This window comes from Ideonella sp. (assembly GCF_041914305.1).
GTDB lineage: Bacteria > Pseudomonadota > Gammaproteobacteria > Burkholderiales > Burkholderiaceae_C > Ideonella.
Genome location: NZ_JAYSDQ010000024.1, coordinates 75,015 through 93,430, shown reverse-complemented (window position 1 = coordinate 93,430; position 18,416 = coordinate 75,015). Strand labels below are relative to the sequence as shown.

The 18,416-nt window shown below is 70.6% G+C and carries 10 protein-coding genes; all 10 read right to left on the bottom strand.

Annotated elements, in window-relative coordinates; all coding sequences use genetic code 11:
- Positions 1-33: 33 nt before the first annotated feature.
- Positions 34-1,569 carry a chitinase gene (locus ACE3SG_RS25430; RefSeq protein WP_374569041.1) on the bottom strand — a complete coding sequence of 512 codons (1,536 nt, stop codon included), beginning with the start codon at positions 1,567-1,569 and terminating at the stop codon, positions 34-36.
- A gap of 297 nt (positions 1,570-1,866) precedes the next feature.
- The gene (locus ACE3SG_RS25425) at positions 1,867-2,970 is read right to left on the bottom strand and encodes a hypothetical protein (protein ID WP_374569040.1); all 1,104 of its coding nucleotides are present in this window, start codon (positions 2,968-2,970) and stop codon (positions 1,867-1,869) included.
- A gap of 87 nt (positions 2,971-3,057) precedes the next feature.
- Entirely contained in the window at positions 3,058-6,456 is a 3,399-nt protein-coding gene (locus ACE3SG_RS25420) for a hypothetical protein (RefSeq protein ID WP_374569039.1), read from the bottom strand.
- Positions 6,456-7,208 (bottom strand): dienelactone hydrolase family protein, encoded by a 753-nt coding sequence (locus ACE3SG_RS25415; RefSeq protein ID WP_374569038.1) that lies wholly within the window; start codon positions 7,206-7,208, stop codon positions 6,456-6,458. The genes ACE3SG_RS25420 and ACE3SG_RS25415 overlap by 1 nt, the downstream gene beginning before the upstream one ends.
- Positions 7,205-10,276 carry a hypothetical protein gene (locus tag ACE3SG_RS25410; RefSeq protein WP_374569037.1) on the bottom strand — a complete coding sequence of 1,024 codons (3,072 nt, stop codon included), beginning with the start codon at positions 10,274-10,276 and terminating at the stop codon, positions 7,205-7,207. Before ACE3SG_RS25410 ends, ACE3SG_RS25415 begins: the two co-directional genes overlap by 4 nt.
- Positions 10,273-11,097, bottom strand: coding sequence for a carbohydrate ABC transporter permease (locus tag ACE3SG_RS25405; protein ID WP_374569036.1), 825 nt, complete (start codon positions 11,095-11,097; stop codon positions 10,273-10,275). The genes ACE3SG_RS25410 and ACE3SG_RS25405 overlap by 4 nt, the downstream gene beginning before the upstream one ends.
- Positions 11,094-11,972, bottom strand: coding sequence for a carbohydrate ABC transporter permease (locus tag ACE3SG_RS25400; protein WP_374569035.1), 879 nt, complete (start codon positions 11,970-11,972; stop codon positions 11,094-11,096). Before ACE3SG_RS25400 ends, ACE3SG_RS25405 begins: the two co-directional genes overlap by 4 nt.
- 586 nt (positions 11,973-12,558) lie before the next feature.
- Entirely contained in the window at positions 12,559-13,863 is a 1,305-nt protein-coding gene (locus ACE3SG_RS25395) for a sugar ABC transporter substrate-binding protein (RefSeq protein WP_374569034.1), read from the bottom strand.
- A complete protein-coding gene (locus ACE3SG_RS25390) occupies positions 13,835-15,367 on the bottom strand; it encodes a glucoamylase family protein (RefSeq protein ID WP_374569033.1) in 1,533 nt (510 codons plus the stop codon). The genes ACE3SG_RS25395 and ACE3SG_RS25390 overlap by 29 nt, the downstream gene beginning before the upstream one ends.
- Positions 15,368-15,456: 89 nt before the next feature.
- Positions 15,457-18,363 carry a TonB-dependent receptor domain-containing protein gene (locus tag ACE3SG_RS25385; RefSeq protein ID WP_374569032.1) on the bottom strand — a complete coding sequence of 969 codons (2,907 nt, stop codon included), beginning with the start codon at positions 18,361-18,363 and terminating at the stop codon, positions 15,457-15,459.
- Positions 18,364-18,416 lie beyond the last annotated feature (53 nt).

Sequence of the window (18,416 nt, the reverse complement as noted above, 5' to 3'; positions counted from 1 at the left end):
GCGTCAAAGGGGGCGGTCACACCCCCGGAGAACTCAGGGCAGGCTGTCGAGCGCGGCGCGGGTCGGCTTCGAGAAGTTGTAGCCGTCGTGCTTGTCCCAGTTGATCGACCAGGTCATCGCGCCGCGGTAGGTCGGGTAGGCCACCTTGGGCTTGATCGTGCCGCAGTTGGTCAGCTTGGTCAGGCAGTTCAGCGCGGCCGACACCGTGGCGGCACTGACGAAGCCGGTGTTGGCCGAGCTGGGGCCCGACGGCACGCCGAAGGCCACCTGGTCGGGCCGGATGCCGTTGAACTTCCAGCCGGTGTTGTAGTCGGTCGTGAAGCCTTCGATCAGCATCAGGCTGCCACCGACCAGCGCGTCCACCGTGCCCTCTTGCACGACGGTGTACTTCGGCGGGTCGTTGTAGGTGAAGCTGTTGTTGTTGTAGTACTGGACGTGGATGACGCTCAGCTCTTCGCGCAGCCCGTCGATGATCGGCAGGTAGGCGCCCCAGATGCTGCCCAGCGTGATCAGGCCGCCCTGCACATACGGGTGCTCGGGTGCCATCGACAGGTAGAAGCCCGGGCCGTACTTGGCCTTGATCTGCTTGACCGCCTTGACCAGGTTGGCCTGGATCGGGGCGCCCTGTGACACGCCGGTCTCGATGTCGAGGTCGATACCGTCGAAGCCGTACTTCACCAGCAGCGCGTAGGTGCTGTTGACGAAGTTGGCGACCTCGGTGTCGTTGTTCAGCGAGACCGAGCCGTTCTGGCCACCGAACGACAGCACCACCTTCTTGCCCGCGGCGCGCTTGGCCTTGATGTCGGCGATGAACTGCGCCTCGCTGCCCGCGCTCGGGTCGACCGTGAAGCTGACGTTGCCGTTGCCGGCGTTGTCGGCGAAGGCCACGACGATCACGTCCCAGTCGTTGCTGACCTGGGCGATCGGGAAGGTGTTGCCCGACGGGTTGGTGAAGTTGTGCCAGTAACCGATCAGGTGGTGGCCACCGGGTGGCGGCGGCGGGGGCGGAGGCGGCGGTGGGGTGTCGCAAGCGGTGGTCTTGCGCCACGGCTCGCCGCTGCCCTTGGGGCCGTTGTTGGTGGCCGGCTCCTGGTTGGTGCTCTTCAGCACCGCCTTGTAGCCGACCTTGTTCTCGGTCACCAGCGCGCCCTTCAGGTAGCGCACGCTGGGCTTCCACGCCTCGCAGTCACCCGGCGGGGGCGGCGGCGGGGGGGGAGGAGGTGGCGGTGGTGGGGGCGGGGGGGGAGGGGGCGGTGGCGGGGGAGGCGGCGGTGTGCCGCAGCTGCTCACCTGCGTCCACGGTTGGCCGCTGCCGCTGCCGCCGTTGTGGGTGGCCGGGTCTTCACCCTGTGTCCACCAGTTGGCGCGGTAGGTCAGGCTGTTGCGGGTGACGGTGTCGCCCTGCGAGTAGGCGATCTCGGCGGCCCACGGCTGGCAGGCGGGTGCAGCGGCCTGCACGGTGGCCGCTTCGGCAGCCACCGGGGCGGTGCCCGCGGCGACCGCGACCGCGGCCGACAAGGCCATCAGCCAGTCGAGCCGCGCGCGCCGCGACGGAATCTGGTCGGACATGGTTCCAACTCCTTGGGTTTGATCTCTTGAACGGACCCAGGGCACGCGCTGCGTGCCCCTCGGCCGTGATGATCCGGCCGAGGGCCGGACCCGTCACGAGAGAAAACCACTATAGGACCAGTAAGACCAGTCGATGAATCGCGGGGTGGTTGCGATGCGCAGTTACGAGGAAATCAATCGGTTGCAATTGGCGCGGCCGGCCGCGAACTGGTATGGGCGCTGAGCGCGGCATCGTGGCGGGTCGGGCGAGGGCCTGGTCACCGGCCGAAGCGCCTCGCCCGCCCGATGCCCCGAGGCTCAGTGCGGCGTCAGTTTGAAGGTGGTGGTCACGAACTGCCCGTTCTGGTAGGCGCGGCTCATCGCGGCGATGGTGCCGCTGTTGTTGATGGCATAGGCGCGCGTGAGCTGGTGCGAACGGCCCGCGGCGTCGATGCAGCCGCCGTCGACGAGGTCGTCCAACAGGGCCGGTTCCGCATCGAGGCCGAACCAGACGACCGCATGCGGGGCGATACCAGTCATTGCGCTGTCGCCCACCACCACGTCGTGGTCGTTCACGCCCCAGGCCTCGCCATTCAGGTGGCCGGGTGGTAGGCCGAGTGCCCGGATGCCGCTGGCGGGCCAGGCGACCGGCAGGCGCGAGACGAATGCCGTCTCGCTGTAACCCACCGCGGTGCCGGACAAGTTGACCGCCTGCGCACTGGAGGTGCCGTCGCCGGGCAGCGTGCCGAGGTCGACGATGCGTTTCGGCGTGTCCCAGCGCACCGCGTGCACGCCGTCGACACCGGGCAGCTCGCTTTCGCCGACGATGACGCCGGCCTCGTTGATGTCGGTGGCGCGGCTGGCGCGCTGCAATTGGCCCGCCCGGCTGCCGAGCGTGCCCAGGTCGACCGCCAGCCCGTCGCGCCAGAGCGTGGCGTGGTCGATCTCTGTGGCCTCGGCCGCGTCGCTGAAGCCGACGATGTCGCCGGCGTTGTTGATCGCCGTGGCCGCGCCGCGCAAGGCGCCGCCGTTCAGTGGCGGCAGGATCCGAGCGGGTTCGTCCTTCTTCCAGCCGATGGCGCGGATGTTCCCCGCCTTGCCGTCGCCGTGGCCGACGGCCTGGCCTTTGTCGTTCACGTCGGAGGCGACGGTCAGCCCACTGTCGGCGACCAGCCCCGGCAACGCGTGCTGGTGGCCGTTGGGCTTCCAGATCACGGCCTGGAACCCCCACGGGGTTGTGATGCCGGCAAAGCCCACCACCTCACCGCGCTGGTTGATCGACAGCGGTACCGCGCCGTCCGCGCCGCTGCGGTCGACGAGGTAGCGGCACTCATAGCGGGCCGGTTCAGCCTGAGCGGCCACGCCGAGGGTGCCGAGGCAGGCGGCCAGAAGCATCTGCCGGCCAGAGTTGCGGTGTCTCATCGTCGCTCCCACAAATGTAGAGCGACGCAATCTAGGGGGCGGTGGGTGGCCCGGCTACCCCTAACTTCAAAATGTGGCGGCACTAGCTCAGGCGACGAGCAGGCGCAGCCTGTTCACGCCGGGCTGCCACCACGGCGCCATATCTGCCCAGTCGACGCGCGCGCCGCCTTCACGGTAGGCGTTCGGTTCGAGTGTGAGGGGCAACACCGTGCCGTTCAACTCGGCCGTCAGCACGCCGTACCCACGGGCACCAACCTGGCAATCGATCGTGACCCGGTGACCCGCCAGCGTGGTCTCGGCCTGCAGCGTGCCGAGCGACGGTGCGATCACCGGGTCGATCACGCAGGCGTCGGCGCGGGGGCGCAGGCCGAGCAGGCAGCGCTGCACCAGGCCGAGCGCGATGCCGGCGCCGCTGGAGTAGACGCGCCAGCCGCCTTCGAGCGGCACCTCGCCACGCAGCGCGCGTTCGTACCCGGCGCTGGCCTGGTGGCGGTCGGCGAAGGCCGCGTCGGAGCTGGAGAAGTAGCAGTTGGCCTGGCGCGGTGCGGCGCTGGGCACACGCTGGCGCAGGTCGACCGCGTGGGTCAGGTTCAACGCCTGCCAGAACGCCTCGGCCCGGCCCAGGTGGGCCAGCGCCTCGGCATAACGCAGATGGGCGTGGGTGTACATCAGCCCGATCTCGCGGCCGAAGTAGCTGCTGCTTTCGGCCCGCTGGAACAACTGCTGCGGCCCGCCGCGGTAGGCGAACGGCGCGTCGAACAGGCGCGCACCGTCCGGGCCCAGCAGGTGCTGCTCGATCAGTGCGAAGTGTTCGTCGGCCTCGTCGGGGCTCAGCAGGTCGGCCAGCACCGCATGGACCATCGGCAGCAGGCTGTGGCGCACGCCGGTGCGCGTGTCGCTCGGGTGCAGCAGCGGCTGCGGCGGCTGGCCGGGTGGGTCGAACAGTGCGTAGCCGGTCAGTACCGCTGGCGCGTTGGGCGCCGGCGAGGCGGGGGGCATCAGCCAGCGCCGCAGGTCCGCCTGCACACGCTGGCGCTCGGCGTGCATCGCCTCGGCGCGCAGCGTCTGGCCCAGCATCTCGAAGGCCTGGGCCAGGGTGCCCAGCATCTGCGCGTGCAGCGTCACGGTCCAGCTGCTGCACAGGTGTTCGCGCAGGCGCGGGTCGGCCGGTTGCAGCGAGTCGTTCCAGTCGCCATGGCCGTAGGCGGCCAAGGCCGTGCCGGCGATGCGGCGCCGGGCGATCAGCGCCAGCGCGCGCTCGGCGTGTTGCCACAGCGGCGCGTGGTCGGCGTTGTCGGCGGGCTCGGTGTAGAAGGGCAGCTGCGCGTCGAGCAGGCCCGCGTCGCCGCTGGCGAGCAGGTACTGGCCCAGCGCCAGCAGCGGCCAGAAGACGATGTCGCCGTGCGAATCGCCGGCGCGGATGGTGCGTTCGCGCTCGAAGAACATGAACCACTGCGGCCAGTCGCCGTCGGGGTTCTGCGCGCTGAAGACGCGGGTCAGCAGGTCGCGCACCGGCGCGTGGGCCCCCTGCGCCAGCAGCAGCTCGACAGGGCCCTGGCAGACATCGCGCGTGCCCCAGCCGCCGCCCGAGTACTGCTCGAGCCCCCGCGGGGCCAGGTAGTGCACCAGTGCGTTGTGCTGGAACCAGGGCAGGCTGCTCGACAGCGCGTCGGCCTGGCCCTGGGCCGCGCGCAAACGGGGCGCCTGCAAGGTGGGCAGCTTGGGCTCGGCCGGGGGCGTCGCCTCGACCAGCTCGCCGCGGATGCGCAGGCCGATCTCGGGCGCCGGCGCGAAGTGCAGGCACAGCATCGGCACGTCGTGGTCTTCGCCGTCGTGAAACAGCGCCTCGGCACCGGCCACTTCGAGCAAGCGGCTGTCGGCCCCGTCGGGCGCGATAACGAAACCGCCTGACGGGAATCGTGTGTGCAGTGCGCTGCCGGCCGGCGGCGCGAGCCACAGGCCGCCGTCGGCGCGGTGGTGCACGGCCACGCGGCCCGGCACCTCGCCGTCGTCGCCGTTCAGCGCCAGGTGGTGGGTCACCAGGCCATCGGTGGGCGGCCCGTCGAGAAAGCGCCAATGCAGCGTGAGTTCAGGCGACTCGGCGGCCGCGGCGGCCACGACCTCGATCAGCCCCTGGTCGTCGCGGTACCACCAGCGTGCACGGCGCTCGCCCATTGCAAACGCCGACGGCTGGTCGAGCAGCCGCCACTCGCCGGCGCGGCGCACGAACACACGCAGCCCCTGCGAGCGGCTCTGGCCCAGCGAGCCATGCACCGTCGACAGCAGGCGGTTGATGCTGACGTGGCCCTGCGTGACCATTGAGTGGAAGGTGCCGCCCATCCAGCAGGTCGAGGTCATCGCGGCTTCGTCGGGCACCAGGTGCGCGCCGCTGCGCAGCAGGTGGCCATGTGGGCGCAGCACCGCGCGCTCTTTGGCCGGCAGCACGACGTGTTCGCCGTCGGCGGTGAAGAAGGACCACAGCGCGCCATCGGGGCCGTGTTCGTCATGCGCGCGGGTCGGGCCGAAGAGGGCGTGGCAGTCGGCGTCGGTGAGCGGCTGGGCCTGCAGCCTCGGTGCGTGGCTGAACAGGCTGGGCCGCGGCGGCTGCCAGGTCGCCTGCAGTGCGGCGGGCGGCAGCGCGGCCGGCGGCGTGGCCTCGGGCAGGGCGAGCAGCCGGTCGGCCCACGCCGCGTCGGCAGGGCCGCTGGCGGCCGGGTGGTCGGCCTGCAGGCCACCGAAGAAGCCGAGCACCGCGCGCTCGCCCGGGGCCAGGCTCAACGGTGCGTCCTGTAGCGCGGCCATCGCCTGCTCTTGCTGCAGCCGCGTGTCGGGCAGGCCGGCCTGCCAACCCGGCGGTGTCTCTCCAAAGCGGTGACCCAGGCCGAGCACCTGCAGCGCATCGGTCGCATGGGCCCGCGCGTGGCGCAGCGAGCCGATCAGCGCCCATGGGTGGCGCCCGCCCACCGGCTGGTTCTGCCGCACCGCCAGCAGGCGGCCCTGCCGCGCATGGTCGAGCGGCGTGAAGTCGAGGTAGTGGCTGACGTAGTACTCGTTCAGCCGCAGCGCGGCGTGCGGCGCGAGCGACACGTCCTGCTGGTAGATCAGGTCGACGCTGCAGGGCTGGTCGCCGCGCGCATGGTGCAAGGCCAGGTGCCAGAACCACGCGGGCTCGTTGTGGGCCAGCAGCAGCGTCAGCTCGAAGGCCAGGCCCAGCCACTCGCCGCGGGCGATGAAGCGGTCGCCCTCGGCATGCCAGCGCGCCGGGCTGTGCGGGCCCAGCAGCGGCAACAGTTGAATGCCCCCGGTGCCGGCCCAGCGGCGCAGCACCAGCTGGGTCTGCCCGGCTTCGAGTGCGTTGCCGGGAAACATGTGCACGCACAGCTCGTCGCCCCAGCGCAGCTCGCGCAGGCTGCCGTTGGCATTGAAGCTGGCCGCCAGGCCCGACGGGCTGGCGATGCGGTGCAGCGAGGGCGTGGCCATCGGCATCAGGCGCCGGCCTTCACCCGCGCCAGCAGCCAGGCCAGCAGCGCGGGGTCGGCATAGGCGGGGTTCCAGGCGTCGTGGCCGACGCCGGGGTAGATGGTCAGCTCGGCCTGGCCGCCCAGACCGCGCAGCTCGGTCACCAGCGTTTGCTGCGCGCTGAGCGGCACCACGCTGTCGTCGGCACCGTGGTAGGCCCGCACCGGCACGCCGCGCATGCGCGCGAGGCGCAGGTGGCTGCCGTAGCCGCAGACCGGGGCGATGCCGGCGAGGTCGTCGGGGTAGGCCATGGCCCAGTCCCAGCAGCCCCCGCCGCCCATGCTGAGGCCGGTGGCGCTGACGCGGCGCGGGTCGATGCGCCAGGTGCCGCGCAACGCCAGCAGCAGCGCATGCAGCAGGTGCGGGTCCCAGTCGAGGTCGTCGTCGCACTGCGGCGAGACGACGATGGCCGGGATCGCCTGGCCTGCCGCCAGCAGCTTGGGCAGGCCGTGGGCCTTGACGCGGTCGAGCTGCGCCCCACGCTCACCCGAGCCGTGCAGGAAGACGATCAACGGCCAGGCCTTGTCGGGCCGCTCGTGGTAGCCGGCCGGCAGGTACAGCCAGTGGCGCAGCGTGGCCTGCAGCGTCAGGCTGGCGGGCGTGGCCCATTCGGCCTGGTGGCCGTCGGCCGGGGCGGTGGCGGCGTGGCCGGCCGCAGCGGCCAAGGCCAGCGGCAGGCCCAGCAGAGAGCGGCGGTCGATGTCGGGCGGGTTCGTCATGGGGTTTCGCTAGGGGTGGAGGTGGTCGCGTCCGGCAGCACCAGCGATGCCGGCAGGTGGTCGATGCGCTGTTCGTGGCCGTGCCAGCGCACGCGCAGGCCGCCCGGCGGCGGGGTCAGGCCGGCGTCGATGTCGAACTGCAGGCCCTCGGCCACCCGCCGCGTGCGGTAGCTGAGCAGGCCGTGCGGGGTGGGCAGGCCGTGCACCGCGACGCCCTGGCCCAGCCAGTCCGCGGGCAGGCCGGCGGCCAGCACCAGGTGGTCGCCGTCGCCACCGTCGTTGTCATGCACGAACAGGTCGAGCAGCGAGCGGATCGCGTCGGACGCGACCCAGGCGTGTGGCATGTCGCCGAGAAAGTGCTTCTCGCGCGGGTCGCGCATCACGACCTCGGCCCACTGGGCCCAGCCGGCCGGGCGCTGGTCGGCGAAGAAGAAGTCGAGCATCGCCAGCGCCCGCTCGGGCTGCCGCAGGCGCACCAGCGCGCCGACGCTGCGCAGCTCGTAGGGCGTGTAGTCGACCCAGGCGCGTGTGCCGTCGCGGCGTTGTTGCGACTCGCGCCAATAGCGCTCGAAGGTGGCGTCCAGCAGGCCGGGCGGCAGCAGGTCTTGCGCCTGCGCCGGGTTCAGCGCCACGGTGGTCGAGGTGGGGTCGAAATCGCCCAGCTCGGCCGCGCCGGGCATGACGCCGAGGTGGTGCTGCGCCGTGGCAGCGCGCACCGAGGCCGCCAGGTCGCCGGCGAACTCGTCGCGCCAGCCGGTGAATTCGCGCGCCGCCGCCTCGTCGCCCATGGCCTGGGCCAGCAGCACCGCGTCCTTGTAGCCGCGCAAGGCCCAGAAGTCGTCCCAGTACGAGTGCATCGCCTTGTCGGAATAGCCCTCGTGGCTGATCGAGGCCGGCATCAGGCCGTAGAAGGCTTCACGGCCCGGCTGGCGGTTGGCCGGCGTGCGCTCGCTTTGCCGCAGCTGATCCATGTAGCGCACCGCGCGTTGCACCGCCGGCCAGTGGCGCTGCAGGCGTTCGCGGTCGTGCGTGAAGCGCCAGAGTTCGGCGACGGCGTAGACGAACTGGCCGTGGCTGTCGTTCTCGGGCACCGGGTCGGCGCCGCGCGCGTCGACACAGCAGGGCACCTTGCCGTTGGCGAACAGCTGCGTCGCATACCAGTCGACGAACTCGCGCGCCGCGTCGGTCTCGCCCAGCCGCAGCAGGCCGGCGACCATCATCGCGCCGTCGCGCACCCAGCTGCGCGCGTACGAGCGGGTGCCCGGCTGCAGCGCGGCACCGCGGCGTGACAGCAGGATCTGCGCGAGTGCGCTGCGCAGCGTGTCGTGCACGCGCTGGCCGGCCGCGGGCAGCTGCAGGCCGACGCGGTTCAGCCGCGTGCGCCAGGCGGCAGCGCTGGCGGCTAGGGCGGCGTTGACCTCGTCGATGCGGCGCGGCAGGGCCTGTACGCCGGTCATGCGCCAGCTCAGCGCGATCTGGGTTTCGCCGCCGGCCGGCACCTGCAGCGGGTAGGCCAGTGCCGATTCGGCGCGGCCCTCGGCGTCGCGCCACGGCGTGGCCTCTGTCAATGCCTGAACGGGTTCGTCGTTGGCCAAGGCCAAGGCGACCGGCCAGTCGGCCCCGCCGCCGGCCCAGGCGTGCGCTGGCGCTGGCGTGGGGCGCAACACCAGCGTGTCGTTCAGCCGCCAGAGGCCGTCTTGCCAGGCCACGCGCGACAAGGGGCTGGCACCACCCGGCCGGTTCAAGAACTGCTGCGGCGGGTTGACCTGCCACGGCCGCGCGACCAGCAGCAGCGTGGCCGCCAGCGGGCGCGCGCCAGTGGCGCGCAGCGTGTAGCGGGCATGGCCGGTCGGGCGCGTGCCATCGCCCGACGCGCCGGCGTCGATGTCCAGCGTGAACGCCGGGTGGGCCCAGTGCACGCGCGGCTGCGGCAGGTAGCCCTCGGGCAGCGTGTGGCTGATCTTCACGTCGGCCCAATTCACCAACGTCGGTGGGTTGCCGCGCTCGCCTTCGAGCAGCACGAACGGCTCGATGCTGGGGCTGCCGGGGCCGGGCTCGACCGCGCCGTCTTCCGACAACAGTGCCGAGTGAGCGCCACCGCCGTCGACGCCGAACAGCGTCCAGTAGTTCTGCTCGCCGAGGTAGGTGCGGGGGTACAGGCCCGGCGGCAGGCGCCTGGCGCGCGCGGCGGTGGCGTCGTCTGGCGAGCGCCACGCGCCGGGCTCGACCGGCTCGACGCGCAAGGCGGCCAGGCCGGGGCGCGTGCCTTCGCCGGGCGACGCGGTGATGCGCAGCCGGCGCGCTTCGCGCTCGGGCAGGAACAGCGCGTCGAGCGGGCCGGCGCCGCGGCGCACCTGGGCCAGCCGGTGCCAGCGGCCGGCTTCGTCTTGCGCATCGATCGTGTAGCCGTGGGGGCGTTGACCGGTCGGCGGCCAGTGCAGCTGCAGGCCGCTGAACTCACGCGTCAGGCCGAAATCGACCGCCGCCGACAGGCCACGCACCGACAGGCGTGGCGCGGGCCATGAAGCGGGTGCCGGCGTGCGTTCGACGAGCTCGAGCCGCTCGAAGCAGACCGAGCCGCGCCCACCGCCGCTGCCGGTGGCCACCACCAGCTCCAGCGCTTCGGGGCGGCGCAGCGTCTTGTCGGCCGCCGGGCCCCAGGCGAACTGGATCTGGCGCCGCTTGAAGCGCAGCGCTTGCGGCCGTGACTCGAAACGCATGTCGGGGTGGTTCACCCACCAGACGTTGTCGCCGCCGGCGTCGGTGAGCTTGAACTGGAAGTGGTTGGCCGGGCCCTGGCCACGCACGCGCAGCCGGTATTCATAGTCGGGCGGCAGATCGACCGGTGGCAGCGCGCGCCGCGCGACCGCATAGCCCGAGACACCGTGGAAGTCGTAGTCGAGGCAGCGGGCGTTGGCCTCGGCGCGCCAGCGGGCCTCGACCTGGTCCGATGCGCTGACCTGCCAGCCTTCGCCGCTGCGGAAGTTGTCGACCAGCGTGATGTCGCCCGGCGCGGCAACCGCCGACACCGCGCACAGCAGCAGGCCCCAGCCGACGTGGTGCTTCATTGCTTCACGCCCCCCATCGTCAGGCCCTGCAGGTAGTAGCGCTGCAGCACCAGGAACAGCGCCAGCACCGGCAGCACGGTGACCACCGCGCCGGCCATCATCAGCTCGCTGTCTTGCACATGCTCGCGGCTCAGGCTCGCCAGCGCGACCGGCAGCGTGTGCAGCTCGCCGTCGGTCAGCACGATCAGCGGCCACATGAAATCGTTCCAGCTGCCGAGGAAGGCGAACACCGCGAGCGTGGCCAGCACGGGGGTCAGCAGCGGCAGCACGACCGAGAAGAAGATCCTGAACTCGCCGGCACCGTCCATGCGCGCGGCTTCGATCAGTTCATCGGGGATGCCGCGCGCATATTGCCGCACCAGGAAGATGCCGAAGATGCCGGCCAGCGAGGGCACCAGCACGCCGGCGTAGCTGTTGACCAGGCCCATGCTCTTGAGCATCAGGAACAGCGGCAACATCGCCACCTGGCCCGGGATCACCAGTGCGCCGATCAGCAGGCTGAAGAGTTTGTCGCGGCCGCTGAAATGCAGCTTGGCAAACGCGTAGCCGGCCAGCGTGTTGAAGCTGGTCGACAGTAGCGTCGCCGCGATCGCCAGCCCGAGGCTGTTGGCGAACTGGCGCGCGATGCCGCCCTGGACGATCAGCGCGCGGTAGTGCTCCAGCGTCGGCTCGCTCGGCAGCAGCGGTGGTGGAAAGCTGCTCGCTTCGCCCGGGCGCATCAGCGAGGCGGCCACCATCCACAGCAGCGGCGCCACGGTCAGCAGCGCGGCGACCGCGAGCGTGCCGTTGACGGCGATCGCCCGCACGGTGCGGCCCTTCATGCGGCCCCCTTGCGCTGCGCGAACAGCATCAGGCCACGCGTGACGGCCACGATGATCGCGAACAGCACGAAGGCCACCGCCGACGCGGCGCCCAGGTTCCACCAGCGAAAGCCTTCTTCGTACATCAGGTACAGCACGCTGACCGTGCTTTGCAGCGGGCCGCCTTGCGTCATCACATACGGTTCGGCAAAGAGCTGGAAGTAGCCGGCGATGGTGAGGATGCTGACCATCAGCAGCGTGGGCCCGAGCATCGGCAAGGTCACATGCCAGAACTGGCGCCAGGCGTTGGCGCCGTCCAGCCGCGCGGCTTCGTACAGGTCTTCGGGCACGGCCTGCAGCGCGGCGATGAAGATGATCATGTTGCCGCCGAAGTTCTTCCACGCAGCGAAGACGATGATCGCCGGCATCGCCCACTGCGGGTCGCCCAGCCAGTCGATCGGCGCGATGCCGACGTGGCCGAGCATCTGGTTGATCCAGCCGTAGCGCACATGGAAGAGGTAGCGCCAGACGACGGCCACTGCGACCAGCGTGGTGACCACCGGCGCGAACAGCGCGGTTCGAAACAGCGGCTTGAAACGCGCGAGCTTCGACTGCAGCAGCACCGCACAGCCCAGCGACAGCCCGATCGACAAGGGCACGCCGAGCACGACGAAGTAGGCGGTGTTGCCCAGCGCCTGCCAGAACAAGGGGCGGGCCAGCACCTGGGCGTAGTTGTCCAGCCCGACGAAGCGCAGGTTGCCCAGCGAGGCCAGCGCGTAGAGATCGAAGTCGGTCAGGCTCAGGGCCAGGCCGGCCAGCACCGGCACGACGAAGAACAGGCCGATGACGGTGAGCGCGGGCAGCACGAAGGCCCAGGCGGCGGGGTTGCGCTTCATGGGCGGCTTCCTTCATGGGCGCGGTTGGCGTGGCGGCCGGGGCGCGTTGCGCGCCAGGGCTCATGCGTTCGCGCCCTCGGCTGCGCCGAGGGTCCCCTGCGATGCTCGGCATCGTGGCCGCTGTCGAACTCACTTCGCTCACTGCGTTCGCTGCGTTCAAACAGTCGCCAGCGAGTCAGTTCACGAAGCTCGCTGCGCTCGCCGCCACGACGCCTGCGCTTCTCGGCGCGCCCGAAATCGCCCTGCCGCGCACCGCCCCCCAGCCTGATGCGAGGTTGGTGCGTCGCCCAAACCCAGGTTTTGTGCGTCATCTCGTGAACACGCTGGTTGGACCGGGGGTTCGTGCCCGGCGAGGCGATGTGGCAGCGCCGAGAAGCGCAGAGCGTTCGGCCGCGCGCGTCAGCGCGCTTCGTGAACCGACTCGCGCAGCTGTCTGAGCGCAGTGAGCGAAGTGAACGAAGCGAGTTCTGCGCGGGGCCGAACGATTGAGCATCGCAGGGCACCCCGCCGCAGGCGGGGCGCGGACGAACTGAGCCTCGTCGGGGACGGAGCCCCGGTCGGGCACCAGACCTTGACCACGTGGCGTTCAACCCTTGCTCCCCGACGCCCGGTCCAGCATCCAGCGCCGCTTGGCCAAGAACTCGTCGACCCGCGTGTCGAGCGCGCGCGCGACCGATGCTGGGGTGGATTGGTCGTTCACCGCACGCGCCGCAAAGAGCTGCATCTCCTGCGCGATGCGCTCCCACTCCGGCACGGCCGGTGCGGGCCGCACGCGTTCGAGCTGCTGCGCGAAGGCCAAGGCTTGCGGGTCGCGGCCCAGGCCGTCGGCCGACCAGCTGGCGCGGCGCGGCGGCAGGTTGCCGGTCAGGCGGTAGAAGTGCTGTTGCACCTCGGGCCGCGACAGGTACTCGATCAGGGCCCAGGCCTCGCGCCGGGCACGTGAGCGGCGAAACATCACCAGGCTCGACCCGCCGGCGATCGACGCGCCGGGGCCGTGGGGGCCGGGCAGCGGTGCGGTGGTCCACAGGCCCTGCTGCCCGGGCCCGAGCCGGCGGCGAAATTCGCCCAGGTTCCAGGGCCCCGAGATGTAGAGCGCGAACTGGCCGCGGCCGAATTCCTGCCAGAGATTCGACACCTGGTTGTTGGTCAGGCTGGGGGCGAAGCCGCGTTCGAACATCTGCAGGTAGAAGCCGAGCGCGCGCTCGAAGCCGGGGCTCGAGAAGTTGCCGTGGCGGCCGCCGTCGCGCAGCAACTCGTCGTCTTGCTGCAGTGCCAGCGCCAGCAGCGGCTCGAACTCGTTCAGCGGCATCAGCTGCGGGTGGGCGATGCCCAGGCGCTGCAGGCCCAGCATCGCCTGCTGCCAGCCGGCCCAGGTGTCGGGCATGCGGTCGAAGCCGGCTTGCGCCAGCAGGTCGCTGCGCACATAGAGCAGCCGGGTGTCCACATACCAGGGCAGGCCTTGCAGCTGGCCGTCGACCAGGTTGGTGCGCCAGATGCCGGTGAAGTAGTCGTCCGGCGTGATCGCCGGGGTGCTGCGCAACCACGGGTCCAGCGGCTCGACGGCACCCAGCGCCACCATCTCGGGCAGCCAGGTGTTGCCGATCTGCGCCACGTCGGGCGTTGCGTCGCCGGCGAAGGCGGTCAGCAGTTTTTCGTGCGCGGCCGTCCACGGCAGTTGCTCGATGCGCAGGTCGACCTGCGGCTGCTCGGCGCGAAAGCCGGCCAGCAGCTCGTGCGCGACCTCGCCCTCGCGGCCCATGGCCCAGAAGCGCAGCGTCGTGCGGCCGCTGGCGTTGCGGCTGCAGCCGGCCAGTGGCAGCGCGGCGGCCGCGACGACCGCGCGTTGCAGCCAGCGGCGGCGCTCAGGCGGGCTGGGCGATCGGCCGGTCATGGGGCGAAACGGAGCGGGCCGAAGCGTTCAGCCAACCGCCACTGAAGCCAGCGCGTGCAAGACCACGCCGCAAATGCGCGTTGCCGCGCATCGTGCGCCAGATCAGGTCATGTCGGTGGTTGGCGATCATCGCGACGATGGGCCCCTGGTCGATGCCGAGGTAATCGGTGTCGACCCAGCCGAAGCCGGGCGCGACACGGCCATTGGACAACGTCGCCGAGGCGTCGACAAAGCTGGTGTTGAAGGCGTCGAGAAAGCCGTAGCGGCCATAGACGTGGGCGCCGAAGCGCTGGTGCATGGCCTGCAGCGCGGCGGTCACCTCGGCCGGCGCGAAAGGCAGCGACGCAGCGGCGGCGGTGGGGGCCAGCGTGCCGTCGTCCAGCAGGTCGACCATGCCGGCGCCCCGGGCGCGGTAGTCGTGGAATTCGCGCAGGCGGCCGGTGTGGTCGGCGGTGCGCACCGAGCCCGGGCCATCGCAGGCGGTCAGGCCCCAGACGTTTTCGCCGTAGTCCTTCCACCCGCCGGGGTTGCTGATCGCGTAGGCGCGCTGGGCCAGCGCCGCGCGGCGGCTGTTCTCGAAGTAGTCGAGCCCGCGCTCGCGCATGTAGGTGTCCTGGATGCCGCGAAAGTCGACCCAGACGTGCGAATACTGGTGCCAGAACAGCGGCGCGCCGCCCAGGTGCAACTGGCCCATGAAGCTGCCCCAGGTGCGGGGGTAGGTCGAGCAGAACGCGGCCCAGCTGTCGTCGCGCGCCGGGTGGGTGGGCGAGCCGAGCGCCAGCAGATACAGCAGCATCGCCTCGTCGTAGCCGTGGTAGTCGACGAACGGCGCGAAGCCGGCGCCGGGCACCCAGCCCATCACGAGGTGGCCGCCGCGCACCTGCGCCCAGCGCCACTCGACGCGGGTGTACAGGGCCTCGGCCAGGCTGCGGATGCGCGACTCGGTCGGGTCATTGCCGTTGAAGTACGACTGCGTGGCCAGCACGCCGGCCATCAGCAGCGCGGTGTCGATGGTCGACAGCTCGACATGCTCGTTGAAGCGTGCGCCGCTGGCCATGTCGAGAAAGTGATAGAAAAAGCCGCGATGGCCGCTCATGCCGCGCGGCGCTTCGCCCTGCGGCGCGTGGGCCAAGAAGGCGAGCGTGCGGTGCACCCGCTCGGCCGCTTCGGCGCGTGTCACCAGGCCGCGCTCGGCACCGACCAGGTAGGCCGTCAGGCCGAAGCCGACCGCTGCCACGCTGGCCATCGTCGGCGCGGCGGGCCAGCGGTCCGGCACCAGGCCGGTGACCGGGTGGGCGGTGTCCCAGAAGAAGCGGAAGGTGCGCGCCTCGATGTCGTCCAGCAGCGCGGCGTCGCCCAGGCGCGCGGGCGTGTGGCCTTCGCCAAAGGCCATCGGCCGTGGCGAAGGGGCGCTGCCGCAGCCGGGCAGGCCGTGGACCAGGGCGGCGGCGGCGCCTGCCAGCAGCAGGCGCCGCCGGTCAGGGCGGTGGGCGAAGACGGTCATCGGCGAACGATGGTGCGCTCAAGGCCGCAGCCTGCCACGGCCTGCGTGGCCGTGGCGGGGCGGGTCAACAAGCGGGAAAGACCTGAAGATCAGAACTTGTAGCCGAGCACCAGGCGGATCGTGCGCATCGGGCCGCGCATCGAGTTGGGCTTGCCGAGGTCCGGATTGAGAGGTTCGCCCTGGCCGCCGGCCCAGTCGTTGTAGCCGCCGTAGTTCTTGGTGTCGAACAGGTTCAGCACGTCGAGCCGGGTGTTGAGCTTGCCGAAGCCGGTGCTCCAGTCCTTGGCCAGCCCCAGGTCGACCTGGTTGAAGTCGCGGCTCTCGCCTTTCACGTAGACGCACTGGTCCCAGCCGGCACGGCAGTCGGTGATCTGGCGCGGCTTGCCGCTGGCCCAGACGGCCTTGGCCGACACCTGGATGCCCCAGGGCAGCAGGCCGTCGGTGACCAACGCGGCCACCACGCGGTGCTTGTCGACCAGGCGCGAGGTGTTGAAGCCGGCGGTGTCGCGGCCGTAGGTCCAATTGAAGATGTCGTCGTCCCAGTTGCGGGCATTGGTCTTGGCGTCGGTGTAGGTGTAGGCGACGGTCAGCCCCCAACCGGACTCGCTGGTGTAGGGCTTGTCGGCTTTGACGAAGACCGACGAGGTCTTGTTCTCGCCGACGAAGTCGCCGAGCACCAGCGTGCCGTAGCCATTGGGGCCGCCCCACAACGGGTCGATCGGGCTTTGCGCGCCGAAACCGCCCCGTGGATCGCGGTTGCCGCCGAACCAGACGAACTGGTTTTGCGCATGCACATGGCTGTACGCGATCTCGGCGTTCCAGGTGCCCAGGGCCTGCCGCAGCCCGATCGTGTACTGGTCGGCGTACGGCATCTTGAAGTCGTTGTTGATCAGCCAGATCTCGCCGCTGCCGGCCGTGGCGTTCTTCTGCTTCTCGTCCAGCGCGTGATTGGCCATCGTGCGGTCGTATGAACGACCCCAGCCACCGAAGACGATCGACGCCCGGTCGCCGAACAGGTCGTACGACGCACCGACCCGCGGGGCGAAGGCCTGCTTGTAGGCTTTGCGCGAGTGGCCGTCGGCGATGTAGTCGCCGATGTGGATGCCGCCCAGCGCCAGCGATTCGGCGTAGGTCTGGCCCGCCGGCGCGGTGATGCCGGCGATGGTGCGGCCGTCTTCCGCGTAGAGCGCGGTCACCCGATCCTCTGGCGTCACGTAGTCGTTGTCCAGCATGTTGGTCTCGTAGTCCCAACGCACGCCGAGGTTGAGTTCGAGTTGCTGGGTCACGCTCCAGTCGTCCTGCAGGTACAGGCCGTACTGCTGGTTGCCGTAGTGGACCGAGGCCGGCGCGAGCGCGCGGTCGATCTGGCATTGGTCAGAGCTGTCGCCGGCGGTGGAGATGTTGGTGCCGGTGCAGTTGCTGCCGTCGTAGTAGAGGAAGCCGGCGGTCGGGTCGATGAGCGCCTGCACGATGTCGACGCTGCGCGAGGTGCCCGAGAGGCGGTACTGGATGTCCTTGACCTTGATGCCTCCCTTGACGACATGGCCCTTGGCGCCTGTCCAGGTCAGCTCTTCCGAAATGAAGGTGCCCTGCTGCCGGCGGAACTGCGCGTCGGGCGAGCCGCCGTCGAACAGCACGTCCTGCCAGCCGTCTTTGGTGCCCGAGGTCGAGCCCTTGTACTTGATGAAAGGCGTGGTGGCAGCCGACTTCGGGTTGTAGGTGTATTCCTCCCAGCCGATGCGGGCTTCGCTGAGCAGGCTGCCGAGCGTCCACTCGTGCTTCAGGTCGATGCGGGTCTCGTCGTTCTTTCGCGCCTTGTCGTTGCCGGGCACGCTGAGCCGGGTGTCCTCCGGCACGCGGTCGGTTTCGGTGCGGATCTTGGCGCTGAAGGTCAGGCGCTGGTCATCGTTGAGCTGCGCGTCGATCTTGCCGAGGAAGAGATCCTCGTGGAACTTGTCGACGGTGGCGCCGGCCTCGGCCAGCAGCGCCGGCACGATGCCCTTGTCGGCCGGCAGCAGGTTGATGTTCTGCGCGATCACCTGGCGCGAGCTGTCGATCTGCTTGCCGTCGTAGGCGGCGAAGAAATGGATCTGGTCCTTCACGATCGGGCCGCCGATGGCGCCGCCGGCCTGGATCTGGGTGGAGGGCGGGCGGGGCACCCCGGCGCGCTCGGCCTCTTCCTGGAACGGGGTCTTCTCGGTCCAGTTGGTGCCGGTGCGGTCGACATAGACCTCGCCATGGAACTCGTTGCTGCCGGACTTGGTGATCGCGGTGATGGCCGCGCCGCTGACCTGGTCGAACTCGGCCTTGTAGTTCTGCGTCAGCACCTTGTACTCGGCGATCGCCGACTGCGGGAAGGGGTTGCCGCGGGTGGCATCCATGCCCGAGGCGCCGTTGCGCAGGATGTTGTTCTTCTGGCCGACACCGTCGATGTAGACGTTGATGTTGTTGCGGTCCTGCCCGCCGCTTTGCAGGTTGACCTGGCCGGTGTTGGGCGACTCGGTGTAGGCCACGCCGGGCGCCAGGTCGACCGAGCTGAGGAAGTTGCGCGTGCTTTGCGGCAGGCTCTCGATCTGGCGCCGTGTCACGTGGGTGCCGAGCTGCGAGTCCTTCACGTCCTTGCGATTCAGCGAGCCGACGATCGTGACCTGCTGTGTGCCGCCGAGCGTCAGGTCCAGCGTCGCGGTCTCGCCGACCTGCAGCGTCACCACTTCGGTCGCGGCGCCGCCCACGCGCACCTCGTAGCGCCCCGGCGCCAGGCCCACCAGCACATAGCTGCCGTCGGCGGCGGTGGTGGTGCGGTAGGTGTTGCCGTTGCCCTTGTTGACCGCCAGCACCGGCGTGCCGGCCTGGGGCGCGGCGGGGCCCGCACTGATCACGCCGCGCAGCGTGGCGGTGCTCAGCTGGGCCAGCGCGAGGCCGCTGCCGGTGGTCAGAAGCAGCGCCGCGGCAGCGGACAGTGCATGGCGATGTAAACGTTTACGCGAGATGGTCATCGAGGGGTCTCCGTTCGTTCTGGTCTTGCTTCGGGCGGCGAAAGAAACTGTCG

What these genes read in the sequence shown, in the direction of transcription:
- ACE3SG_RS25390 (WP_374569033.1), bottom strand. Translation starts at nt 15,367, where the DNA reads ATGACCGTCTTCGCCCACCGCCCTGACCGGCGGCGCCTGCTGCTGGCA.
- ACE3SG_RS25410 (WP_374569037.1), bottom strand. Translation starts at nt 10,276, where the DNA reads ATGAAGCACCACGTCGGCTGGGGCCTGCTGCTGTGCGCGGTGTCGGCG.
- ACE3SG_RS25395 (WP_374569034.1), bottom strand. Translation starts at nt 13,863, where the DNA reads ATGACCGGCCGATCGCCCAGCCCGCCTGAGCGCCGCCGCTGGCTGCAA.
- ACE3SG_RS25385 (WP_374569032.1), bottom strand. Translation starts at nt 18,363, where the DNA reads ATGACCATCTCGCGTAAACGTTTACATCGCCATGCACTGTCCGCTGCC.
- ACE3SG_RS25430 (WP_374569041.1), bottom strand. Translation starts at nt 1,569, where the DNA reads ATGTCCGACCAGATTCCGTCGCGGCGCGCGCGGCTCGACTGGCTGATG.
- ACE3SG_RS25420 (WP_374569039.1), bottom strand. Translation starts at nt 6,456, where the DNA reads ATGCCGATGGCCACGCCCTCGCTGCACCGCATCGCCAGCCCGTCGGGC.
- ACE3SG_RS25400 (WP_374569035.1), bottom strand. Translation starts at nt 11,972, where the DNA reads ATGAAGCGCAACCCCGCCGCCTGGGCCTTCGTGCTGCCCGCGCTCACC.
- ACE3SG_RS25405 (WP_374569036.1), bottom strand. Translation starts at nt 11,097, where the DNA reads ATGAAGGGCCGCACCGTGCGGGCGATCGCCGTCAACGGCACGCTCGCG.
- ACE3SG_RS25425 (WP_374569040.1), bottom strand. Translation starts at nt 2,970, where the DNA reads ATGAGACACCGCAACTCTGGCCGGCAGATGCTTCTGGCCGCCTGCCTC.
- ACE3SG_RS25415 (WP_374569038.1), bottom strand. Translation starts at nt 7,208, where the DNA reads ATGACGAACCCGCCCGACATCGACCGCCGCTCTCTGCTGGGCCTGCCG.